Source organism: Natronomonas sp. EA1 (genome assembly GCF_051195035.1).
Classification (GTDB): Archaea; Halobacteriota; Halobacteria; order Halobacteriales; family Haloarculaceae; genus JBNTJV01.
Window position 1 is genome coordinate 119,888 of the sequence record NZ_JBNTJV010000004.1, and the last position, 19,867, is coordinate 139,754.

Below are 19,867 nucleotides of genomic sequence, written 5' to 3' on the forward strand. Positions count from 1 at the left end.
CTATAAACCGTCCAGTCCTTTCACGAAATCCGGCGAAATTCGGCGAAATTGTCCGATTAACTGAGGGATAATCTCGCAAAAGAGTGCAACTATCCAGAAAATCCCGACAGCGTATCCCCCGTTTATGGGCCTCCCTCGTGTGGACGGAGGTGATGCCAACGACGCGACAGCCGACACGACTCGCGGTGCTCCTGCTGGTCGCGACGCTCGTGCTCTCGGGGACGGGCGTCCAACCCGCGGGACGTGAGGCGTCCGCGTTGGCATCGGGTGGCGAGCCGGAGCGCATCTCCCCGTCCGTCGGTGAGCAGGTCGGCACCGTCCTGTTCGCCGCGGGCGACGACGTGCGCTCGCGACTCGCCGACGCGGCCATCACGGGTGCGAACGAGACGCGCCTCCGGGCCATCGCGGCCCGGGCGACGGAGCTCGAGGAGCGAGCCCGTGCCATCCGCACGGATTACGAGACGGCGACGGCCCGCTACCGCAACGGCACCCTGTCAGCCGAGGCGTACGGCCGGGAGCTCGCCGAACTCGGCATCCGCGCGCGGAACACCCGTACGAGCTACGCGGTGCTTCTCGACCGGATGGAGCCGTTCACGAACGAGACCCTGCGCGCGGCCGGTGTCGACCGGGGCGCGCTCCAGGACGCGATGGACCGGCTCCGCCCCGTCGAGGGCGCCACCGTGCACGCCCTCTCCGAGCGCTACACGGGCGGCGGGGGTGAGGCCTCCATCGCCGCGACCGACGGGGACACCATCGAGGTCACCGTCGAGCGCGAGGACGGCACCCGGAGCCGGCAGGTCGCCAGCGACCGCCAGGTCGAGTCGGGGAGCCACTCGACCGCGGTCACGCGGGCGACGGCCGAGCGCCGGGCCCGCGCCGCCCTCTCCGACTACCCGTGGCGGCTCGTCGAGGCGGAGACCGACGACGACGCCTACGAGTTCGCGTTCGAACTCGGCACCCGCTCGGTCTCCGGCGAAGCGGAGGTCACCGTCGACCGCTCCTCCGGCGCCGTCTTCGAACTGGAAGAGGAGATCAGCCCGCGCGACGAAACCGAGGACGACTCCGAGGACACCCCGTCCTCGAACATGGAGGCCCCTACCCGGGACTCGGACGACGCGGGCGATACGGAGGCGACGACGCCGGAGCCGACCGACGACTGTCCGGCAGACGAGGACGACGATGCGGACGATGCGGACGACGAGGACGAGCAGTGTGCGGACGGCGACGAAGAGGAGACACCCGAACCGACGGAGACACCCGAACCGACGGAGACACCCGAACCCACGGAATCGACCGACACCTGATACGAGAACCGATGTACGCGATCCCTACCCAGACGAATCACTCGCCAACGGAGGCGATGGCATAGATGCGGAACCCAGTCAGCAAGCACACCCTGGTGACGTTCGCCCTCGCGGGCATCGTCCTCTCGGGGGCGCTCACCGGCCTGCTCGCGAACCCGGGCCTCGCGGAGGACCTGCTTCCGAACGACCAGCCCGCGCTCGACGAGGAGTCGACGGCCGCGGAGAACGGCACCGTGGCCGCGGAGACGCCGACGCCGGAGTCGACGGCCACGCCACAGTCCACCCCGACGGTGGTGGTCCAGCCGGCGTCCGACACCCCACCGGGTGCGCCCTATCCCCCCGGTGAGGGCCCCGGTGAGTGGGAGATCAGTCACGACGACGGCGAGACGGAGTATCGCTACGAGTCGCCGGATGGCGAGACGGAGTACCGCTACGAGACCGACGACGACCACGAGGAGGACGACTGATGCTGGCGAACGTCTACGACCGACTCGGGACCGCGACGACGACCTTCGACTGCTGTGACACCGAGTTCTCGGTGCGCGCGTCGGGCGTCCGGGCCGACGCGGCCGTGCGGGCGGCGAAACGGACCGCCCGCGAGCTGGAATCGCGACTGAACGCGTTCGACCCGGACAGCGCCGTCGCGGCGCTCAACCGCGAGGGCGAGGTCACGGACCGCCACGTCGCCGCCATCGTCCGGCGGGCACAGCGCTACACAGACCGAACGGACGGGCGGTTCGCCATCACGCAGGGCGGTGTCGAACACGCGGTGAAGGAGTACATCCGCGGCGAGACGACCCGCGTCGACACGACGTTCGGGACCGGTGCGGTCGAGGTCCACGGCGATACCGTCCGCGCGACCACCGAGGTCGATCTGAATGGGCTCGCGAAGGGGTACCTCGTCGACCGAGCGTGGGAGGCGGCCACGGGCGTCGGCGTCCGCGCCTCCGTCAACGGCGGCGGGGATATCGCCCGGCCGATGACCACCGTCGGTATCGAGCCGCTCGACGGCTGTGACGAGTATCTGAAGGTGCTCGAGACGGACTGGCATATCGCCAGCTCGGGGTCGTACCGTCGCCGACGGAAGGACGTCGACCACATCTACGCCCCCGACGAGTCGCGGCTCGGCGCGGCAAACGAGCTCGTCACCGTCGTGGCGCGGCGCGACTGCATGGAGGCGGACGCGCTCGCGACGACGCTGGCCGCCACGCCACCGGCCGAGGCCATCGAGCTGGCCGAGTCGTGGCCGGGGCTCGAAGCGTTCCTCGTCACTCACGGCGTCTTCCACGAGACGGAGGGGTTCCACCACCATGTCGCGTGAACGCATCGTCCAGGTGCTCGCGGTCGTCATGCTGGTCACGTCGCTGTTCGCGGCGGCCAGCATCGGCGGATATCGCACGTCGCTCGACGGGCCAGAACCGGCCGCTGCCGGGGCAGAGGTCCCGCAGTCGACGGACAGCGGCACGGTCCCGGCGACCACCCCGGCAGCTGGGGGGTCGGACACGGCTGCGACGGTCGAGCCGGTGCTGGTCGGCTACACGGACGAACCGATGACGACCCGTCGCGACGGGGAGACGGTCACCATCCCGGCCGGCACCCCCGTCTACGCTTACGTCGGGACGGGCGCGAACGCCACGACGGGGTCGACCACGACCGGGTCCGCCGGCTCCACGGGGAGCACGGGTGGCTCGACGGGCGGGTCGGCCGCGCCGGAGGAGGAGACGGGGGCCTCGTAGATGGCACCGACGCTCTGGCTGCTGGACCGCGCGACCGCACTCATCGCGTACGGCGCGCTGTTCCTCGCCACGCTGACGGGGATCCTCTACAGCCCGCGGACGGCGACGAAGTTCGGTATCGCCCACCGCGCGGCGCTGACGGTCCACGTCCCCATCGCGGTGTTCGCGCTTTTGATGATGCTCGTCCACGGGGTGCTCGGCTCCATCGACACCTGGAAGGTGTACACCGGCGCCTCCCCCGCCCCGACGTTCGGGACCACCTACCTGCTCGTCGGGGTCGCCGTCGGCATCATCGCCCTCGGACTGGTCATCGTCGCGGCGCTCGGCTTTCTGGACCCACGGCGCTTCTCGCGGCCGTGGACCCCGCGGCTCGTGCACGCGCTCGCCTACGCGGGGTTCGGCTTCGCGACGGTCCACGTCGTCGCAGTCGGCACGGACGTCACCGGCTACGTCCGGGCCGCGGTCTTCGCGGCCGCGGCGTTCGTGGCGTACGTCCTCGTGTTGAAACTGCTCGTGAACAAGGGGTACCCCGAGCCGAGTCGGAGCTAGCGTTCCCGACGCCGTCTTCTGAACGTCGGGGACTCACTCGTGTCGGTCCGTTTCGGTTTCGGTGTGGGAATCGTACGGCTGACTCAGGCTATCTCCGTCGGCGCTACTGCACCGTGATCCAACAGTTCCTCGTCGAACGTGACGAGCGTGGCGTCACTCGCCTCGGCGGCAGTGAGTATCAGCGCATCCATCGGAATAACATCGTCTCGTCCTGCCGCTTGCTTCCTGCGAGTACGTCCTGTGCGTCGGGGACGGTCACCGTCGTCCGATTCACGATTCGTTGCTGGGCTTCCTCGACAGCTACCCGTTCGAAGAGCTTCTTTTTCGTGAGGACAGTTCGGAGCTCCATCAGATTCAACACGGAGGTGAACAGGTCGTGCTCGCTGTTCAATACCCGTCTCGAATCCGTGGCGTGCGCCGACTCGTCAGTGAGCACCGCCACAAAGAGGTTCGTGTCCAGAAACAGCCTCATACGTCTTCGCGCAGTTCACGGACAGCATCGACGGAGTCGATATCGACATCGACAGCGAGTTCGGCCAGAGCGTCGCCGAGCGGCTTGTCGGGGTCCGCGTCCGGGTCTCGGGTGTACGGAGCGAAGTCGTCGGTCGTGAGGCTCATACCAACGAGTAGGCTCTCACCACGGCAAAAACCTTCGGGCACTGCTTCCCCCGGTGATGCCGCCCCGAGGATTTTCTCCGGACTACCGCTTGGGCACCGCGACGCGGAGCTCCCCGCCGAAGAACTCGGCGGCGATCCCCGCCTCGTCGATGGGGTCGGGGAGGGTGACCGTGCAGGTCCCCTGCGGCGTCGTCACCTGCACGCGCCGCTTGCGGGCGCTCACCCGCACGTCCTGTGCCCGGCACTCGGGCGCGTCGACGTAGATCACGTACTTGTCGGGCCGGTCCTGCACCTCGGTCGGGAGTTCGAGAACGCCGTCCATGCCCCCTCTACGTGCCCGACCGCTATCCCGTTTTCAGCCGGCGTCCCGATTCGAGCTCGCCGCCGAGGATCACGCCCCCCGCTTCGAGGAGTTCGGGCGCGTGCTCCCAGCAGACGTACCAGAGCCGACGCCCGCGTCCGACGGCGATATCGGCCCGCTCCCCGCAGGCGTAACACCGCTGGCTCGTGGGCGCGTGGATGACCCGCGCGAGCATGAGAGAGATAGGACCGGCGCGGACCTAACCGTGTGGTGTGGTAAACAACCTCATATCTTCGGAGGTCGAACGTAGGACATGGACATCGGTGCCATCGTTTCTGACGAGTTCGTTTCGTTCGACGCGGAGACCCCGGCTTCGAAGGTGGCGGGGGCGTTCGACGACCCCGTGACGAAGGCCGTGGTGGTGACCGACGACGGCGCGTACGCCGGCCTCGTGACGGCAAAGCAGTTCGGCTCGACCCACCGGACGCCGTCGACGAAGGCCCGCACCCTCTGCTGGCACGTCGCGCGGGCCGCCCCCGACGACGACATCCGGACGGTCGCCCGCCTGATGGTCGACTCCGACGCGAAGGCGCTCCCCGTCTTCGAGGACGGCGACCTCGTGGGCGTCGTCACGGCGGAGGACCTGCTGGCGGAAGTTCGCGAGCATCTCGACGCGCTCGCCGTCTCGGACGTCTACACCGAGAGCCTGCAGACGGTCTCCCGCCGGACGAGCGTGGGCGAGGCGCTGCATCTCCTGCGCGAGCACCACATCACCCACCTCCCCGTGGTCGACGGGGACACGGTCGTCGGCATCGTCAGCCAGCAGGACCTCGTGGACTTCTCGGCTCGGAAGATGGACCGCGCCAGCGGCGGGAACAGCCCGCGGTTCGACGCCCACGGCGGCCGGGGTCGCGGGGGGTACGGCTCCCGCTCCGGCGAGATCCAGCGGATGCTCGATCTCCCCGTCGAGAACGCGATGTCCCGGCCCGTGCTCGCCGTCGAACCGGACGCGCCACTCGGTGGCGCCGTCGAGACGATGCTCGAAAACGGGGTCTCCTCACTCATCGTCGAGGACGGCGGCCCGGCCGGTATCGTCACCAAGACCGACGTGCTCCGCGCGCTCACCTGGACCGACGAGGACCGCCTCCCCGTCCAGATCATCGGCGTCGACCTGCTGGACGACTGCGTCCCGCAGGACGTGACGGAGATGGTCGAGGCCGTCGCCGGAAAGCACCGCCGGATGCGCGTCTACGAGGCCGTCGCCCATCTCCACAAACACGACGAGAAGCTCCGGGGGACCCCCCTGCTGCAGGCCCGCGTGCGCCTGCTCACCGACAAGGGCCACTTCGTCGGCACTGCCGAGGGGTACGGTGCGAGCCACGCGCTCGGGCTCGCCTGCGACATCCTCGAACGCTCCATCATCGACGAGAAGACGTTCGACCGGTCGAAGAAGCCGCTCGACCCGGAAGAGCGGGCGAAGGTGCGCGGGCACCTGTGAGCGGTGAGTGGGCCGACAGGCCCGCGACGAGTGAGAATCAGTCCGCGGCGGCGGCCTCCTCGCTGCGGGCGGGCGAGGGGTAGTGACGCCAGTCACTACTCCGAGTCACGCGAGCCGAGCGGAGCGAGGCTCGCAATCGGGCGAGGAGACGGGGTCGGCGAAGGCGTAGACGGTCTGGGCGCTTCTGACCTCCACCTCGACGAAATCACCCACTTCGATGCCGTGTTCGGAGGCGTCCGTGATGACGAGCTGGCGGTAGGCCTCGTCGTAACACTGCACGGAGTCGCCGTACCCCTCCTCGGCGACGAGCACCTCGTGGCGCTCGCCGACCATCGACTCGTAGGCCTCGCCGATGACATCCATCTTGAGCTCGGTCATCGCCTTCGAGCGCTCCTTCTTGAGCGTCCCACCGAGCCCCTTCAGCTCCGCAGCGTCGGTGCCGGGGCGCTTCGAGAAGCGCGTGACGTTGATCTTCTCGGGGGCCACCTCACGAAGGAGGTCCATGCTCTTTTCGTGGTCTTCGTCCGTCTCGGTCGGGAAGCCGACGATGAAGTCGGTGGAGAGGGTCCAGTGGTCGAGTTTCCCGTCGAACACCTCCACGATCTCTTTGAACTTGTCCACGCGGTGCTGGCGGCGCATCGCCTCCAGCACGTCGTCCGACCCGGACTGGACGGGCAGGTGGATGAAGTTGTAGAGCTTCTCGTTTCGCGCGTACACCTCCGCGAGCTCCTCGCGAATCCCGTGGACACCGCCGGGGTTCGCCATGCCCACACGGACGCGGAACTCCCCTTCGATGTCGCAGATGCGGTCCAGAAGCTCGGGGAGCTTTCGCTCGCCCTGGTCCCAGCCGTAGACACCGGTGTCCTGACCCGTGATGCGGAGCTCCTTCGCCCCGGCGTGGACGAGCGCCTCGGCCTTCCGGACGTTCTCCTCGACGGAGGGGGAGTCGATGCGCCCCGTCGCGAACTTCGTGATGCAGTACGAGCAGTTCGACATACAGCCGCGGGCGATGGGGAGGATGCCGACGACGCCGTCGAGGATCGGCTCGGAGTCGGGCGTCGTGGTCGGACACTCCCCGTTCGTGACGGCGTTGGGGACGTCCTCCCAGTGGAGCACCTGTGCGTTCACCTCTGCGAACTCCTCGCCCTGCGCGAGGGCCATACAGCCCGTGACGATGAGATCCGCCACCTCGCTCTCGAGTTCTTTGGCCCGGCGGAGCATGTTCCGCTCCGTCTTCTCGACGACCGTACAGGTGTTGAGGATGGCGACGTCGGCCTCCTCGGGCCCGTCGACGCGGTAGTGGCCGGCGTCGCGGAGCCGCTGCTCGATCTCACGGCTCTCGCCCTGATTCGAGGTACAGCCGTACGTCTCGATGTGATACCGGGCCATTCGTGTGGTCATTCGAGCGCGGGGCAAAAAGCGCGACGCTTCCGGGGCGGAGCGACTGCCGCATCCGAACCGAGACTTAGGGCGGATTCGAGAGCGTGTTGAGCCGAGTCGGGTCTCCGCTCTCGTAGGCGACCCGCCATAGCTTGTGGACGGCACGGGTCACGAGCGATACCTCGCCGACCTGGATGCAGGACGGTTCCGGGTCGACTGTCCCGTCGTTGCTTCCCTCGCGAGTCCCATCCTCGGCTGGCGGATGGAAATGTCGCTCGGGCGAGTGGGTGTTCGGGTGGCGGTCGAACCGCCAGTTCAGCCCCGCGCTGTCGGTGTAATGAAACGTGTAGTTGTCCAGCGTGCTCCACTGGATGTCGATCCTCGCGGTGTCGGCCGCATCGATACCGTCGTCCAGTGTCACCCGGAGTTCCGTGGGGTTGATCGGGTCGTCGTACCCGGTTTCGACGGTCAGCGGTTCGAGGTCGGTCCACAGGTCCCGGATTCGCCGGAGTGCCGGAAGATAAATCGTCCCAAACTCATCCGAGCGGTCCGTCATGCGGTGAGCTCTCGGCTGGCCTCGTCGTAGGAGAGCGCCGCCTGCGCGACCGCGAGGTTCTGCCGGGTGGTCCGCCACGTGGTCACGTCCTCCCACTCGTCGCGCGCATCGTTCGGCAACTGTCGAGCCAGCTCCTCGGGAGAGCGGGCGTCGTACCGCTCCTCGTACTCTCGGAGGGCTGCCTTCATCCGTCTGATGCCATCGAGCAGTTCCTCGTGGGTGGTCTCCGCCCGGAGCTCCTGGATTCGCGTCATCAGCACCCGGTCGTCGTCACGCCGATAGCGCGTGGTGCGACCGTCCTGTTCGGTCGCGGCGAACCCGGTGTTGACGAGCGCGTCGAGATGCCGCCTGGCGGTCGGCTCGCTCACGAGCGCACGCTCGGCGATCTCGGCCGCGGATGCTCCCTCGTGGGTCCCTTCGAGCACCTCGTACACCCGCTCGAACGGCGTCGTCTCGGCCGTCCACTCCTCGGCCACGCGCTCGTTGATGTCGTCCCACGTCTCGTCGACCATACCCTCCCTACGGTGACTGGGAACAAATAATTTCTGTGCAAAAATTATTCTTTCTTTGCCCCGGTTCGCACCCCAGTGTTTCCACCTCGACTGGGCTTAAGCCCCCACGGTTGCATGAACGCATGTGCGTCTCCGTCCCTCCACGCCCGAGGTCGCGGTCCTCGCCGGCGGCACGGCCAGCATGGGGCTCGAAATCCTCGCCGGCCGCATCGTCGCGCCTGCTCTCGGCTCCTCCGTCTACGTCTGGGGCTCCGTTATCGGCGTCTTCCTCACGGCACTCTCCGTGGGTTACTACCTCGGGGGCAAGCGCGCCGCCACCCACGCCTCCCGGGAATCGCTCTCCGCCATCCTGCTCGCGGGTGTCGGCTTCACCGCCCTGCTCATCGTCGCCGGCGAACCCCTGCTCGGGTTCTTCGCCGGGCTTCCGATTCCCGCTCGGTACGCGGCCATCCCCCCTATCATCGTGCTGTTCGGCCCGATGACGGTCCTGTTAGGGCTCCTCAGCCCCTTCGCCGCGGAGCTCTCACAGGCCCAGTCGTCGGGCGAGTCCGCGGGCCGCGTGTTCGCACTGGGGACCGTCGGCTCCATCGTCGGCACCTTCGGAGCCACGTTCGTCCTGATCCCGTTCCTCTCCGTGCTGCAGGCCGAGCTGGTGTTCGGTGGGATTCTCCTCGCGGGTGCGTTCCGCGTCGCGCCCGCGGAACCGCGCGCAGTCGCGCAGGTCGGCCTCGCGGCCTGCGTCCTCCTCGCCGCGGCGCTCGTGGGCGTCTACGGCGTCCCCACCCCCGCGAACGTCGTCCACGAGGAGTCGACGCGCTACTCCGAGCTACGGGTCGTCGACGACGACGGCGTCCGGACGATGTTCCTCGACGGCGTCCCCCAGAGCGCGATGTACACCGACGAGCGCGAGGGGTACGTCTTCGGCTACTCCGCGTACGCCCACATCCCCCTGCTCATGACCGAGGACGTCGACCGGGTGCTGTTCGTCGGCGGCGGGGGCTTCTCCGGCCCCAAACGCTTCCTCGAAGAGTACCCGAACGTCACCGTCGACGTGGTGGAGCTCGACCCAGCCGTCGTCGACGCCGCCTACACGTACTTCGACGTGCCCCGGGACCACCCGCGGCTGTCCGTCCACACGATGGACGGCCGGCGCTTCCTGAAGGAGACCACCCACACCTACGACCTCATCGTCCTCGACGCCTTCCGCAAGGACCGGGTGCCGTTCCACCTCACGACGCGGGAGTTCATGGCCCTCACCTCCTCGAAGATGGACGACGACGGCGTCCTGTTCGCGAACGTCATCGCCGCGCGCTCGGGGCAGGGCAGCGCCTTCTACCGCGCGGAGGTGAAGACGCTCGGACGGGTGTACCCCCACGTCTACGCGTTCCCGACGAGCAACACGAACGCGCTCCAGAACATCGAGCTCGTGGCGACGAAGGGAGAGCCCTACACCGAGGCCGAACTCCAGCGGGCGAACGAGGAGCGCGATATCGGCCTCGACCTGACCCGGCAGATCCGCCGCTACCAGCGCGGAGAGTCGATCCCGACCGACGACGTGCCCGTGCTCACGGACGACCACGCGCCCGTCGATAGACTGCTCGACGAGGGGTCGGGCCAGCGGTACGTGATTACTGGGTACAACGGGACGACCGACCGAGCCCGGCTCGGACCGCGTGCGGTCTCCGCGGCCTCAGTCGTCTGAGGCCTCCTCGTCGGTCTCCTCCTCTTCATCGTCCGGATACCCCTCCACGATCTCGACGCCCGACGACGCGCCGATGCGGGTCGCGCCGGCCTCGAACATCGCCATCGCCTCCGCGTAGGAGCCGACACCCCCCGACGCTTTGACGGGGAGGTACTCCGACATCTCCCGGACGTCCTCGACGGTGGCCCCGCCGACGGCGAACCCGGTCGCGGTCTTGACGAAGTCGGCGTCGGCGTCCTGGGCGGCCTGACAGGCGCGGTGGAGTTCGTCGTTCGTCAGCAGCGACGACTCGATGATCACCTTCACCGGGACGGGGACGGCGGCGACGACCTCCTCGATCTCGTGTTGCACGGCCTCGTCCTCGCCCGCTTTGAGCCGGCCGACGTTGATGACCATGTCCAGCTCGTCCGCGCCGTCGTGCCACGCGAACTCGGCTTCGGCGCGCTTGGTCTCGGTCGACTCCTGCCCGTGGGGGAAGCCGACGACGGTGGCGAGGGTGACCCCGGGCGCGTAGTCGGCCGCCTCCGCGACGTAACACGGGGGGATGCAGGCGTTCATCCCGTACTGCGTCGCCTCGTCGAGCACCTCCTTCACGTCCGCGAGCGTCGTCTCCGGGCCGAGTACGGTGTGGTCGATGCGGGCCGCGAACTCCTCTCGGTTCATACCCCCTCCTCGATTGCGGAGACAAAAGGTCCCCCGCTCTCGCCCGTGTTCGTTCGGCCTCGTCCGCCGTCGGCTCCACGCCACCCTGCTTTTCCCGCTCGCGTGCTAACGTCCACCATGGACTCCGTCTGTCCCGAGGTCGAGCAGGTCGCCGACGCCATCGCGTCGATGGAGACGCGGGGGGCGGCGACCATCGCGGACGCCGCCGCGGGGGCACTCGCCGCACAGGCCGAGTGGATCGAGACCGAGGACCCCGAGGCGTTCCGGGCCGCGATGCGGGCCGCGGCCCGCACCCTCGCCGACACCCGCCCCACCGCCGTTTCCCTCCCGAACGCCCTCCGGTACGTCCTCCACGGGATGCACGGGGGGACGGTCTCGGACCTGCGCACCTCCGTCGTCACCCGGGCGGAGGCGTTCCGGACGGACCTCGACCGCGCACAGGGGCGGCTCGGGCGCGTGGGTGCGGGTCGGCTCCGCGACGGGGACACCGTGATGACCCACTGCCACTCCACCGCCGCGGTCGCCGTGGTCCGGGCCGCCGTCGAGCAGGGGAAGCACGTCGAGGCGTACGTGAAGGAGACCCGCCCCCGGAACCAGGGGCACATCACGGCGAAAGAGCTCCGGGAGCTGGGGGTCCCCGTGACGCTCATCGTCGACAACGCGGCCCACCGGTTCCTCGACGAGTGTGACCACGTCATCGTCGGGGCGGACTCCATCGCCGCGGACGGGAGCGTCATCAACAAGGTCGGCACGTCTGGATTGGCCGTCCTGGCCCGCGAGCGCGGCGTCCCGGTGATGGTCGCCGCGGGAACCCTGAAGCTCCATCCGGACACCCTCACCGGGCAGGCCGTGGAGATCGAACAGCGCGCGGAGAGGGAGGTCATCGACGACGAGTCCCGAGAGGAGATCGGCGAGATCACCGTCCGGAACCCCGCGTTCGACGTGACCCCGCCCAGACACCTCGACGCCATCGTCACGGAGAAGGGGCAGTTCCCGCCCGAGAGCATCGTCTCGCTCATGCGGGAGCTCTACGGCGACCAGGTGGACGAGCCGTGGAGCGAGTGACGGCGGTACTCGCTATCGGAACGCTTTGGTCCCCGCGTGGGCAGTAGCCGCTATGGCACTGCTCCCCTCTGGCACCGCCTTGCCACCCCTGCCGTATCTCGTCGCGGTGCTCCTCGCGCTCGTCGCTGTCGTGGGGCTGCTCCATCGCCGCTCCCCGGCGATCACGCCCCAGGTCGTCGCCGCGTTCGCCCCGTGGATGGTCGCGGGTGCGACCGGCTACGCGCTGTTTCAGGCTCGCGTGGTCCCCGCCCTCGTCGCCCCGCTGTTCGGCTCTCCCACCGTCTACGTCACCACGTTCGTCCTCGCGGGGGCCGTGTGGGCGCTGCTTGCACCCCGTCCCGCGGAGGGGTGGAGCGTGGAGACGGTACCGGGTGGGCTCGCGCTCGTCGGGACGGGTGTGGCCGGGCTCCTGCTCGCGTACGCGGCCACGGTCGCCCTCTCGCGGGGGACGCTCACGCTCGCGTGGCCCCTCTTCGGGCTTCTCGCCTCGCTCCTCGTCGCCGCGGGGGTCTGGTTCGGGCTCCGTGACCGGCTCTCGCTCCGGGTCGCGGGCGCGCCGGGTGCCCTCGCCGTCTTCGGCCACGTGCTCGACGGCATCTCGACCGCCGTGGGGCTGCATCTCGGCTTCGGCGAGCAGACGCCCCTCTCCGCCCTTCTCATCGAGTTCGGGCACTTCGCGCCCCTCCCCGAGGGCTGGCTGTTCGTCCTCGTGAAGGTGGGGCTCGCGGCCCTCGTCGTGAACCTCCTCGTCCCCTACGTCCGAGAGAAGCCCGGCGAGGGGGCGCTCGCGCTCGGTGCGGTGGCCGCGGTGGGGCTCGGCCCCGGCGCGCACAATCTCGTCCTCTTCGCCATCGCGTGACGGGACCGCTGGGGTTTTCTTTCGGCTTCCCGAGATGCGGGTATGCGCGTGCTGTGTGCCGGCCACGTCAACTGGGACGTGACGCTCCGGCTCGACCGGCTCCCGGTCCCCGACGGCGAATCCGCCATCCGCTCGCGGCGACAGGGCGGGGGTGGGAGCGCGGCCAACGTCGCGGCCGGGCTGGTGGGACTCGACTGCGAGGCCGCCCTCGTCGGGAGTGTCGGCGACGACGAGAACGGCCTGCTCGCCACCCGCGACCTGGCGGCCCGGGGGGTCGACACGGACGGCGTCGTCACCGCCCCCGGGACCACGGCCACGAAATATCTTCTCGTCGACGACGCGGGTGAGGTGTCCGTCCTCGGTGCCGAGGGGGTCAACGAGGCCGTCCGGCCCGAGGACATCGACCCCGAGTACGTCACGGGCTGCGACCACGTCCACCTGACGAGCCAGCACCCGGAGACGGCCCGGTATCTCGCGGCACTCGCCGCCGGCCACGGGATTCCCGTGAGCTTCGACCCCGGCCGCCGCGTCGCCGACCGCGACTTCTCCGCGGTCATCGACCACACCGACCTGCTGTTCGTGAACGAACAGGAGGCCGCGGCGCTCGGGGCGGTCCCCTGTGAGGTCGTCGCGACGAAGTTCGGGACCCGGGGGGCGGCCGTCGAGACGCCCGACGGGGCCGTCGAACACGCCGGGTTCGCCCTCGACCCCGTCGACACGACGGGGGCCGGTGACGCCTTCGCCGCGGGCTTCCTCGCCGCGCGCCTCCGTGGGGAGGCCCCTGGGGACGCGCTCGCGGTCGCGAACGCCTGCGGGGCGCTCGCCGCCGCCCGTGAGGGGCCGAAGGTGCCGCTCTCGTGGGAGGCCGTCGAGCGCCTCACGGCCGAAACGGGCTGATTTTAGGTCTCCACCTCCAGGTTGGGATATGGACTTCGTGTTCCTGCACACCGGGCACTTCGGGCCGCCCCCGTTCACCACGCGGCTCCTCGTGAACGTCGTCGCCGGGCTGTTCGCGACCATCGTCATGAACATCCCGATGAAGACGCTGCGGGAGGGCCAGACTCCGCCGTTCGTCGCCGCGAGCGCGCTCTCCGGGGACGACCTGCCGGAGGTCCCCTCCGCGCTCGCGTCGGGCATCCACTACGGCGCCGGGATGCTCGGCGGCGTGCTCTACACCCTCCTCGTCGTCGGCTTCGAGGACGTGGTTCCGGTGCCGCCGCTCGCGTTCATCGAGGGGACGGGCCTCGCGCTCGGCCCGCATCTCCTCGCCGGTGCCGTCGTCCTCGCGTTCCTCTACGGCTTCTTCGCCTACCTCGTCCTCCCGCGATTCGGCCAGAGCGCCTACGCCGAGGAACGCCGCGACCGCGTCCGGGCCGACTGGCTCCGCTCCGCGCTGGTGTACGTCACCGCGCTGCTCGTGCTCGTCCCCCTGCTCACGGTCACGTTCGTCTGACCGCTCGCCCGACACCGAACCCGACTTTTACCCGGCCCGTGGAGTGAGGATATGGCCAAACAGCCGCACCTGCTCGTCGAGGAGGGTGACCTGAACGACATCGCGCTCATCCCCGGCGACCCGGGCCGCGTGGACCGCATCGCGAAGCAGTGTGACTCCTCGGAGGTCGTCGCCGAAAATCGAGAATACAAGGTCGTCAACGCCACCTTCGAGGGCCGCGAGCTCACCATCTGCTCGACCGGCATCGGCTGCCCCTCCGCCGCCATCGCCGTCGAGGAGCTCGCCGCCGTCGGCGTGGAGACGTTCATCCGCGTGGGGACCACCGGCGCCCTCCAGCGCGGCATCGAGATCGGCGACATGATCGTCGCCACCGGCGCGGCCAAGAACGAGGGCACCTCGAAGCGCTACGAGGATGTCGAATACCCCGCCGTTCCCGACTACGACGTGCTCACCTCGCTCGTCGACTCCGCGGAAGCCAACGACGAGGACGTTCACGTCGGCCCCATCGCCTCCGACGACGCGTTCTACGCCGAGACGGACGAGTACGTCGCAGACTGGGAGGCCGCTGGCATGCTCTCCGTCGAGATGGAGGCCGCCGCCGTCTTCTCCATCACCCGCCGGAAGGGCCTGCGCGCCGGCGCCATCTGCACCGTCGACGGGAACCTCGTCGAGGGGACCCAGAAGGGCGAAACCGAAGGCGAGGAGCTCCCGGAGAAGGCGAAGAACAACGTCGAACGCGCGATCCGTATCGCGCTGACGGCGACGACTGAGCTGTAATCACGAACGCGATCTCTGTTTTCTCACGGGTCGGGAGCCGAGCAAGTGAGTAGCGAAGTGCCGGGTGGACAAACCTGGCGAAATGCCGGCCGAACAAGCTCTTGGCGGAATCTCCGAGCGAGGGCGCGCCTGCGCCCGAGCGAGGTCACCGTGAGACTCACTCCGTTCGTCTCACGAGCGCTCGTTCGCGGGGCTCACGAGCATCACCGACTCAGCCCGACGGGCTGAGTCGGCCTTTTTGGTAGAGCTTTTTCAAGGAGTGGGTCGCGAAGCGACCCCGACGCAGAAAAAGGTCTATTGGAAGCCAATACGCCCGGTCCCGGTCTGCTCCGGGCCGGTCTGGCCGCCCTTGAAGTCCTCCTCGATGCGCTCGTAGTAGTCCCGGATGTCCTCGGAGATGGTGGGGCGCACGGATTCGAGGGCCTTGCGGAAGTGGCGCATTTCGACCTCTTCGGCCTGGTCGCTCTCGCGGAGGGCCTCGATGGCGGCCTCGCGGGCGATGGACTCGAGGTCGGAGCCGACGTAGCCGTCGGTGATCTCCGCGAGCTCGCGGAGGCTCACGTCGGGGGCGAGCGGCATCTCCTGGGTGTGGATGTTCAGAATCTGCTCGCGCCCCTCGACGTCGGGTTCGCCGATGTAGACGAGGCGGTCGAACCGGCCCGAGCGGATGAGCGCGGGGTCGATCATGTCCGGGCGGTTCGTCGCCGCGATGACCATGACGTCGCCCATCTCCTCCAACCCGTCGAGTTCGGTGAGCAGCTGGTTGACCACCCGTTCGGAGACGTTGGAGCCGACGTCGCTCCCACGGCCGGGGGCGAGGCTGTCGAGTTCGTCGAAGAAGATGACGGTCGGGGAGACCTGGCGCGCCTTCCGGAAGGTCTGGCGGATGGCCTTCTCCGACTCGCCGACCCACTTCGAGAGCAGCTGCGGGCCGCGCACGGAGATGAAGTTGGCGTTGGTCTCGTTGGCGACGGCTTTCGCGATGAGCGTCTTCCCGGTGCCGGGTGGGCCGTACAGCAGGACGCCGGACGGGGGTTCGATACCCATCCGCGCGAACTTCTCGGGGGTGTTCATCGGCCACTCGATGGACTCCTGGACCTTTCCCTTCGCCTCATCGAGCCCACCGACGTCCTTCCAGGTGACCTGCGGGAGCTCCACGAGCACCTCGCGCATGGCGGAGGGGTCGACCTCCGAGAGCGCACCCTTGAAATCCGACCGCTTGATGATCATCCGGTCGATGAGACTCGGGGGGATGTCCTCCTCGTCGAGGTCGATCTCGGGGAGATATCGTCTGAGAGCCTTCATCGCGGCCTCCTTCGTCAGGGACTCGATGTCCGCGCCGACGAAGCCGTGGGTGTCGTGCGCGAGGTTGTCGAGGTCGACGTTGTCCGCGAGGGGCATCCCGCGGGTGTGGACCTGCAGGATCTCCTTGCGGCCGACCTCGTCCGGGACGCCGATCTCGATCTCACGGTCGAAGCGGCCGGGACGGCGGAGCGCGGGATCCACGCTGTCGACGCGGTTCGTCGCGGCGATGACGATGACCTGGCCGCGCGATTCGAGGCCGTCCATCATGGTCAAAAGCTGGGCGACGACGCGACGTTCGACCTCCCCCGTCACGTCCTCGCGTTTGGGTGCGATGGAGTCCAGCTCGTCGATGAAGATGATGGATGGCGCTTCCTCGCTCGCGTCCTCGAAGATCTCGCGGAGCTGCTGTTCGGACTCGCCGTAGTACTTCGAGATGATCTCGGGCCCCGCGATGGAGAAGAAGCTCGCGGAGGTCTCGTTGGCGACGGCCTTGGCGAGGAGGGTCTTCCCGGTGCCGGGTGGGCCATGCAGGAGGACACCCTGCGGTGGCTCGATGCCGAGCTTCTTGAAGATCTGCGGGTGTTTCATCGGGAGTTCGACCATCTCCCGGACCCGCTGAATCTCGTTTTGCAGGCCACCGATGTCCTCGTAGGTGATGCCGCCACCGGTCTTCTCGAACCCGGAGATGGGCTCTTCCCGTAGTTCGACCTCGGTGTCCTCGGTGATGAGGACGACCCCCTCGGGCTCGGTCTCGACGGCGATGAGCGGGATGGCCTGCCCCGGCGAGCGCATGAACGGGTGGTTCGTGCTGCTCATGACGGGGACGATGTCGCGCTGGACGACGGGCCGCTTGAGGATCTGGCGTTTGACCATCCCCGCGGCGTCGGAGCCGAACTGCACCGAGGCCTCCTCGGGGGGCGCCAGGACGAGCTTCTCGGCTTTCTTCGCGTCGGCTTTCCGGATGGTGACCCGCTCACCGATGCCGACGTCCGCGTTCTGCCGGGTGAAGCCGTCGATGCGGACCGTATCCGTGTTCCAGTCCTGCCGGTCGGCGCGCCACACCTTGGCGGCGGTCACGTCTGCTCCCTCGATTTCGATGATGTCGCCCGGACTCAGCTTCAGATGGAGGAGCGTATCTGGGTCCAGACGGGCGATGCCGCGCCCCGAGTCGTTGGGGTACGCCTTCGCCACTTCTAGTTGAACCTCGTTCATATCCTTGTGATACTGTAACATTCGGTTCGCTGCGGGGATATGCTTTTTGTTCAGACATGCTTCCTGCCGGGGTTCCACGGTCGTGAATCCCTCCCACGGCGTGCAGTTCTCCCGTCGTCTCTGAGACGTGTGCTGTCAGCTACCTGTCTGACGTGTGGGGAGCGACATCCCTTTGCTCGCGGCCCCCACTCCTCGAAGCATGCGAACACTCGCGTTCGACGGCCGGACCGGGGCCTCGGGCGACATGCTCCTCGGGGCGCTCGTCGCGGTCGGTGCGGACCCCGCGGCGCTCGCCCCCGTGGAGGCCGCCCTCGACGTGGAGTACCGGGTCCGGGAGGTCGACAAGAACGGGATCCTGGCGACGAAGGTGGACGTGCTGGCCGGGGACGGTGAGGACCGCGACGGTGAGGACCGCGACGGTGACGACGATACCGGCGAGGCCCACACGCCGAGTATCATCCCGTCGCAGGCTCACGACCACAGCCACTCTCACGAACACAGCGACCACTCGCACGATCACGACGACCACAGCCACTCGCATGACGCCCACAGCCACGACCACGCCGAGGGGCACGGCCCCCACCGGACCTACCCCGAGGTCATCGCGGTCGTCGAGGGGATGGGGCTCCCCGAGTCGGTCGAGGCGAACGCCAAGGCGGTCTTCGAAATCCTCGGGGAAGCCGAGGCCGCTGTCCACGGGACGGACCTCGATTCGACCCATTTCCACGAGGTCGGCGCCGACGACGCCATCGCGGACATCGTGGGCGTCTGTCTCCTCCTCGACGACCTCGACATCGAGCGGGTCGTCACGACCCCCGTCCGGGCCGGTGGCGGCACCGTCCGGATGAGCCACGGCACCTACCCGGTGCCCGCCCCGGCGGTGATGAACGTCGCGGCGGTGGCCGACTGGGACCTGCAGGGCGGCCCCATCGACGCGGAACTGCTCACCCCGACGGGTGCGGCGCTGCTCGCGCACTTCGCGGAGGGTGTTCCGTCGCTTCCGCCCCTCGATATCGAGGCGACGGGCTACGGCGCGGGCACGAAAGCGTTCCCCGACCACCCGAACGTGATCCGAGGGGTCGTCGGCGAGAGCGAGGGTGAACTCATCCGGGACGACGTGCGCGTCCTCGAGACGAACCTCGACGACGCCCCGCCCGAGGTGCTGGGGAGCCTCCACGAGACCCTGAAAGAGGCGGGCGCTCGTGACGTCTCCATCGTTCCCCTGACGATGAAGAAGTCCCGACCGGGGCATCTCGTGAAGGTAGTCGTCAAGCCCGACGACGTGCAGGCGGTGGCCCGGAAACTGGCCGTCGAGACCGGGACCCTCGGGGTTCGCGAGACGAGCGTCCGGCATCGCTGGGTCTCGAAGCGGACGTTCGAGACGGTGACGCTCGCTATCGAGGGCGAGGAGTACGAGGTCTCGGTCAAGATCGCGAGCGACAGCGAGGGGGAGCGCTACGACGCGAGCGCGGAGTTCGACGACGCGCTGGCGGTCGCGAGAGCGACGGGGCTCCCCGTCCGAGAGGTCATGCGCCGGGCGGAAGCGAAGGTCCTGGAGTAGTCACTCGTCCGTCTCCTCGGTCCCCTCCAGGTCCTGTTCGTGCCGTGCGAGCGCCTCCTCCATGGTGAGTTTCCCCTCCGCGACCTGTCGGGCGAGCGTCTCCGTGATGGTGCGGTTCCCCTCGCTTCGCTCACGGGATTCCGTCTGGATGACGCGGATCTCCCCCTGCGTCGGCTCGATGTTGCGGGATTCGATCACCTCCCCGTCGAGCTGGGCGATGTTCACCGCAGCGAGCACGTCGCCCATCCCCCGCGCCCCGGTGCCGAGATAGGGGGTGGTCCCGGTCTCGTCGACGAGTTCGACGGTCACGTCCCCGAGGTCGTCGATGATGCGAGCACCCTGCAGCCGCGCACCGTCACCGATGCGGACGAGGGGGTCTGCCGTCCCCTCGGTCTCCCGGAGGACGACCTCCGCGGCGTCGGCGACGGGGACGTGGAACGCGGCGACGACGGTCTCGCCGACGAGCACCGCGATGCCGGGGCGCTCCCCGGGGTCGATGCCGACGACGGTCCGGCCCCCACCACCACGGAGGAGGGTCAACGCCTCCTCGACGGCTTTCCGGGGGTCCTTGGGAGTCGTGCGGACGACCGGGACGGGGACCTCGAGCTCGTCGTCCGGGCCGGTGATGACCGCGCGGGTCCCCTCCGGCAGGGACTCGTCGGGTTGGATGGTGGTGAACTGCACCCCCCGGTCGCGCAGTTCGGCCACCGTTTCGTGGTACACCTCGAAGTCGGCGGTGGCGACGACTATCACGGCTGAACTAGGACACTCCGAGGGATAAAGAAGGGGGAGACGGGACCGGAGAACGCGGGAGTT

The 19,867-nt window shown here is 68.7% G+C and carries 23 protein-coding genes; 13 read left to right on the plus strand and 10 right to left on the minus strand.

Annotated features, from left to right (window positions below; translation table 11 throughout):
- Positions 1–152: 152 nt before the first annotated feature.
- The 5 genes from ACQUQR_RS14025 (at position 153) to ACQUQR_RS14045 (ending at position 3,589) form a co-directional block, all read left to right on the plus strand.
- Complete coding sequence (locus ACQUQR_RS14025; protein ID WP_435197128.1) at positions 153–1,304, plus strand: hypothetical protein; 1,152 nt, start codon at positions 153–155, stop codon at positions 1,302–1,304.
- Between the two features lie 65 nt (positions 1,305–1,369).
- A complete protein-coding gene (locus tag ACQUQR_RS14030; protein ID WP_435197129.1) occupies positions 1,370–1,771 on the plus strand; it encodes a hypothetical protein in 402 nt (133 codons plus the stop codon).
- A complete protein-coding gene (locus tag ACQUQR_RS14035; RefSeq protein WP_435197130.1) occupies positions 1,771–2,625 on the plus strand; it encodes an FAD:protein FMN transferase in 855 nt (284 codons plus the stop codon). Before ACQUQR_RS14030 ends, ACQUQR_RS14035 begins: the two co-directional genes overlap by 1 nt.
- Positions 2,615–3,040 carry a hypothetical protein gene (locus ACQUQR_RS14040; protein ID WP_435197131.1) on the plus strand — a complete coding sequence of 142 codons (426 nt, stop codon included), beginning with the start codon at positions 2,615–2,617 and terminating at the stop codon, positions 3,038–3,040. Before ACQUQR_RS14035 ends, ACQUQR_RS14040 begins: the two co-directional genes overlap by 11 nt.
- Positions 3,041–3,589: a hypothetical protein gene (locus tag ACQUQR_RS14045; RefSeq protein ID WP_435197132.1), complete on the plus strand. Its 549-nt coding sequence runs from the start codon at positions 3,041–3,043 to the stop codon at positions 3,587–3,589.
- 178 nt (positions 3,590–3,767) lie between these two features.
- On the opposite strand, the gene ACQUQR_RS14050 is transcribed toward ACQUQR_RS14045, so the two are convergent.
- The 4 genes from ACQUQR_RS14050 to ACQUQR_RS14065 form a co-directional block, all read right to left on the minus strand.
- A complete protein-coding gene (locus tag ACQUQR_RS14050) occupies positions 3,768–4,061 on the minus strand; it encodes a type II toxin-antitoxin system VapC family toxin (protein ID WP_435197133.1) in 294 nt (97 codons plus the stop codon).
- Positions 4,058–4,207: a hypothetical protein gene (locus ACQUQR_RS14055; protein WP_435197134.1), complete on the minus strand. Its 150-nt coding sequence runs from the start codon at positions 4,205–4,207 to the stop codon at positions 4,058–4,060. The genes ACQUQR_RS14050 and ACQUQR_RS14055 overlap by 4 nt, the downstream gene beginning before the upstream one ends.
- Positions 4,208–4,289: 82 nt before the next feature.
- Complete coding sequence (locus ACQUQR_RS14060; protein ID WP_435197135.1) at positions 4,290–4,529, minus strand: Hsp20/alpha crystallin family protein; 240 nt, start codon at positions 4,527–4,529, stop codon at positions 4,290–4,292.
- Between the two features lie 22 nt (positions 4,530–4,551).
- Positions 4,552–4,743, minus strand: coding sequence for a hypothetical protein (locus tag ACQUQR_RS14065; RefSeq protein ID WP_435197136.1), 192 nt, complete (start codon positions 4,741–4,743; stop codon positions 4,552–4,554).
- A 78-nt stretch (positions 4,744–4,821) separates the two neighbouring features.
- Here ACQUQR_RS14065 and ACQUQR_RS14070 point away from each other — a divergent pair, with 78 nt between their 5' ends.
- Complete coding sequence (locus ACQUQR_RS14070; protein ID WP_435197137.1) at positions 4,822–6,006, plus strand: CBS domain-containing protein; 1,185 nt, start codon at positions 4,822–4,824, stop codon at positions 6,004–6,006.
- A 105-nt stretch (positions 6,007–6,111) separates the two neighbouring features.
- Here ACQUQR_RS14070 and ACQUQR_RS14075 read toward each other — a convergent pair whose 3' ends face one another.
- The 3 genes from ACQUQR_RS14075 to ACQUQR_RS14085 all read right to left on the minus strand — a co-directional run bounded on the left by ACQUQR_RS14075 (position 6,112) and on the right by ACQUQR_RS14085 (position 8,454).
- Positions 6,112–7,395 carry a tRNA (N(6)-L-threonylcarbamoyladenosine(37)-C(2))-methylthiotransferase gene (locus tag ACQUQR_RS14075; protein ID WP_435197138.1) on the minus strand — a complete coding sequence of 428 codons (1,284 nt, stop codon included), beginning with the start codon at positions 7,393–7,395 and terminating at the stop codon, positions 6,112–6,114.
- 76 nt (positions 7,396–7,471) lie between these two features.
- Positions 7,472–7,942 carry a hypothetical protein gene (locus ACQUQR_RS14080; RefSeq protein WP_435197139.1) on the minus strand — a complete coding sequence of 157 codons (471 nt, stop codon included), beginning with the start codon at positions 7,940–7,942 and terminating at the stop codon, positions 7,472–7,474.
- Entirely contained in the window at positions 7,939–8,454 is a 516-nt protein-coding gene (locus ACQUQR_RS14085) for a winged helix-turn-helix domain-containing protein (protein ID WP_435197140.1), read from the minus strand. The genes ACQUQR_RS14080 and ACQUQR_RS14085 overlap by 4 nt, the downstream gene beginning before the upstream one ends.
- A 181-nt stretch (positions 8,455–8,635) precedes the next feature.
- Here ACQUQR_RS14085 and ACQUQR_RS14090 point away from each other — a divergent pair, with 181 nt between their 5' ends.
- Entirely contained in the window at positions 8,636–10,156 is a 1,521-nt protein-coding gene (locus ACQUQR_RS14090) for a spermidine synthase (RefSeq protein ID WP_435197293.1), read from the plus strand.
- Here the strand turns inward: ACQUQR_RS14090 and deoC are convergent.
- Positions 10,145–10,819, minus strand: a complete 675-nt coding sequence (gene deoC / locus ACQUQR_RS14095; RefSeq protein WP_435197141.1) for a deoxyribose-phosphate aldolase — start codon at positions 10,817–10,819, stop codon at positions 10,145–10,147. The two genes, ACQUQR_RS14090 and deoC, sit on opposite strands and share 12 nt — an antisense overlap.
- A 117-nt stretch (positions 10,820–10,936) precedes the next feature.
- Between deoC and ACQUQR_RS14100 the strand changes: the two genes are divergently transcribed.
- From ACQUQR_RS14100 to ACQUQR_RS14120, 5 genes are read left to right on the plus strand one after another with little or no spacing between them, the layout of a single operon-like run.
- A complete protein-coding gene (locus ACQUQR_RS14100; RefSeq protein WP_435197142.1) occupies positions 10,937–11,884 on the plus strand; it encodes a ribose 1,5-bisphosphate isomerase in 948 nt (315 codons plus the stop codon).
- Between the two features lie 52 nt (positions 11,885–11,936).
- Positions 11,937–12,743, plus strand: coding sequence for a DUF63 family protein (locus ACQUQR_RS14105; RefSeq protein WP_435197143.1), 807 nt, complete (start codon positions 11,937–11,939; stop codon positions 12,741–12,743).
- Positions 12,744–12,785: 42 nt separating this feature from the next.
- Positions 12,786–13,640 (plus strand): carbohydrate kinase family protein, encoded by an 855-nt coding sequence (locus ACQUQR_RS14110; protein ID WP_435197144.1) that lies wholly within the window; start codon positions 12,786–12,788, stop codon positions 13,638–13,640.
- Positions 13,641–13,668: 28 nt separating this feature from the next.
- Positions 13,669–14,196 carry a hypothetical protein gene (locus ACQUQR_RS14115; RefSeq protein WP_435197145.1) on the plus strand — a complete coding sequence of 176 codons (528 nt, stop codon included), beginning with the start codon at positions 13,669–13,671 and terminating at the stop codon, positions 14,194–14,196.
- 51 nt (positions 14,197–14,247) lie between these two features.
- Entirely contained in the window at positions 14,248–14,973 is a 726-nt protein-coding gene (locus tag ACQUQR_RS14120; RefSeq protein WP_435197146.1) for a nucleoside phosphorylase, read from the plus strand.
- 294 nt (positions 14,974–15,267) lie between these two features.
- On the opposite strand, the gene ACQUQR_RS14125 is transcribed toward ACQUQR_RS14120, so the two are convergent.
- Complete coding sequence (locus tag ACQUQR_RS14125; RefSeq protein WP_435197147.1) at positions 15,268–17,490, minus strand: CDC48 family AAA ATPase; 2,223 nt, start codon at positions 17,488–17,490, stop codon at positions 15,268–15,270.
- A gap of 199 nt (positions 17,491–17,689) precedes the next feature.
- Here ACQUQR_RS14125 and larC point away from each other — a divergent pair, with 199 nt between their 5' ends.
- Positions 17,690–19,051 (plus strand): nickel pincer cofactor biosynthesis protein LarC, encoded by a 1,362-nt coding sequence (gene larC, locus ACQUQR_RS14130; RefSeq protein ID WP_435197149.1) that lies wholly within the window; start codon positions 17,690–17,692, stop codon positions 19,049–19,051.
- On the opposite strand, the gene ACQUQR_RS14135 is transcribed toward larC, so the two are convergent.
- Positions 19,052–19,804 carry a hypothetical protein gene (locus tag ACQUQR_RS14135; RefSeq protein ID WP_435197150.1) on the minus strand — a complete coding sequence of 251 codons (753 nt, stop codon included), beginning with the start codon at positions 19,802–19,804 and terminating at the stop codon, positions 19,052–19,054.
- Positions 19,805–19,867 lie beyond the last annotated feature (63 nt).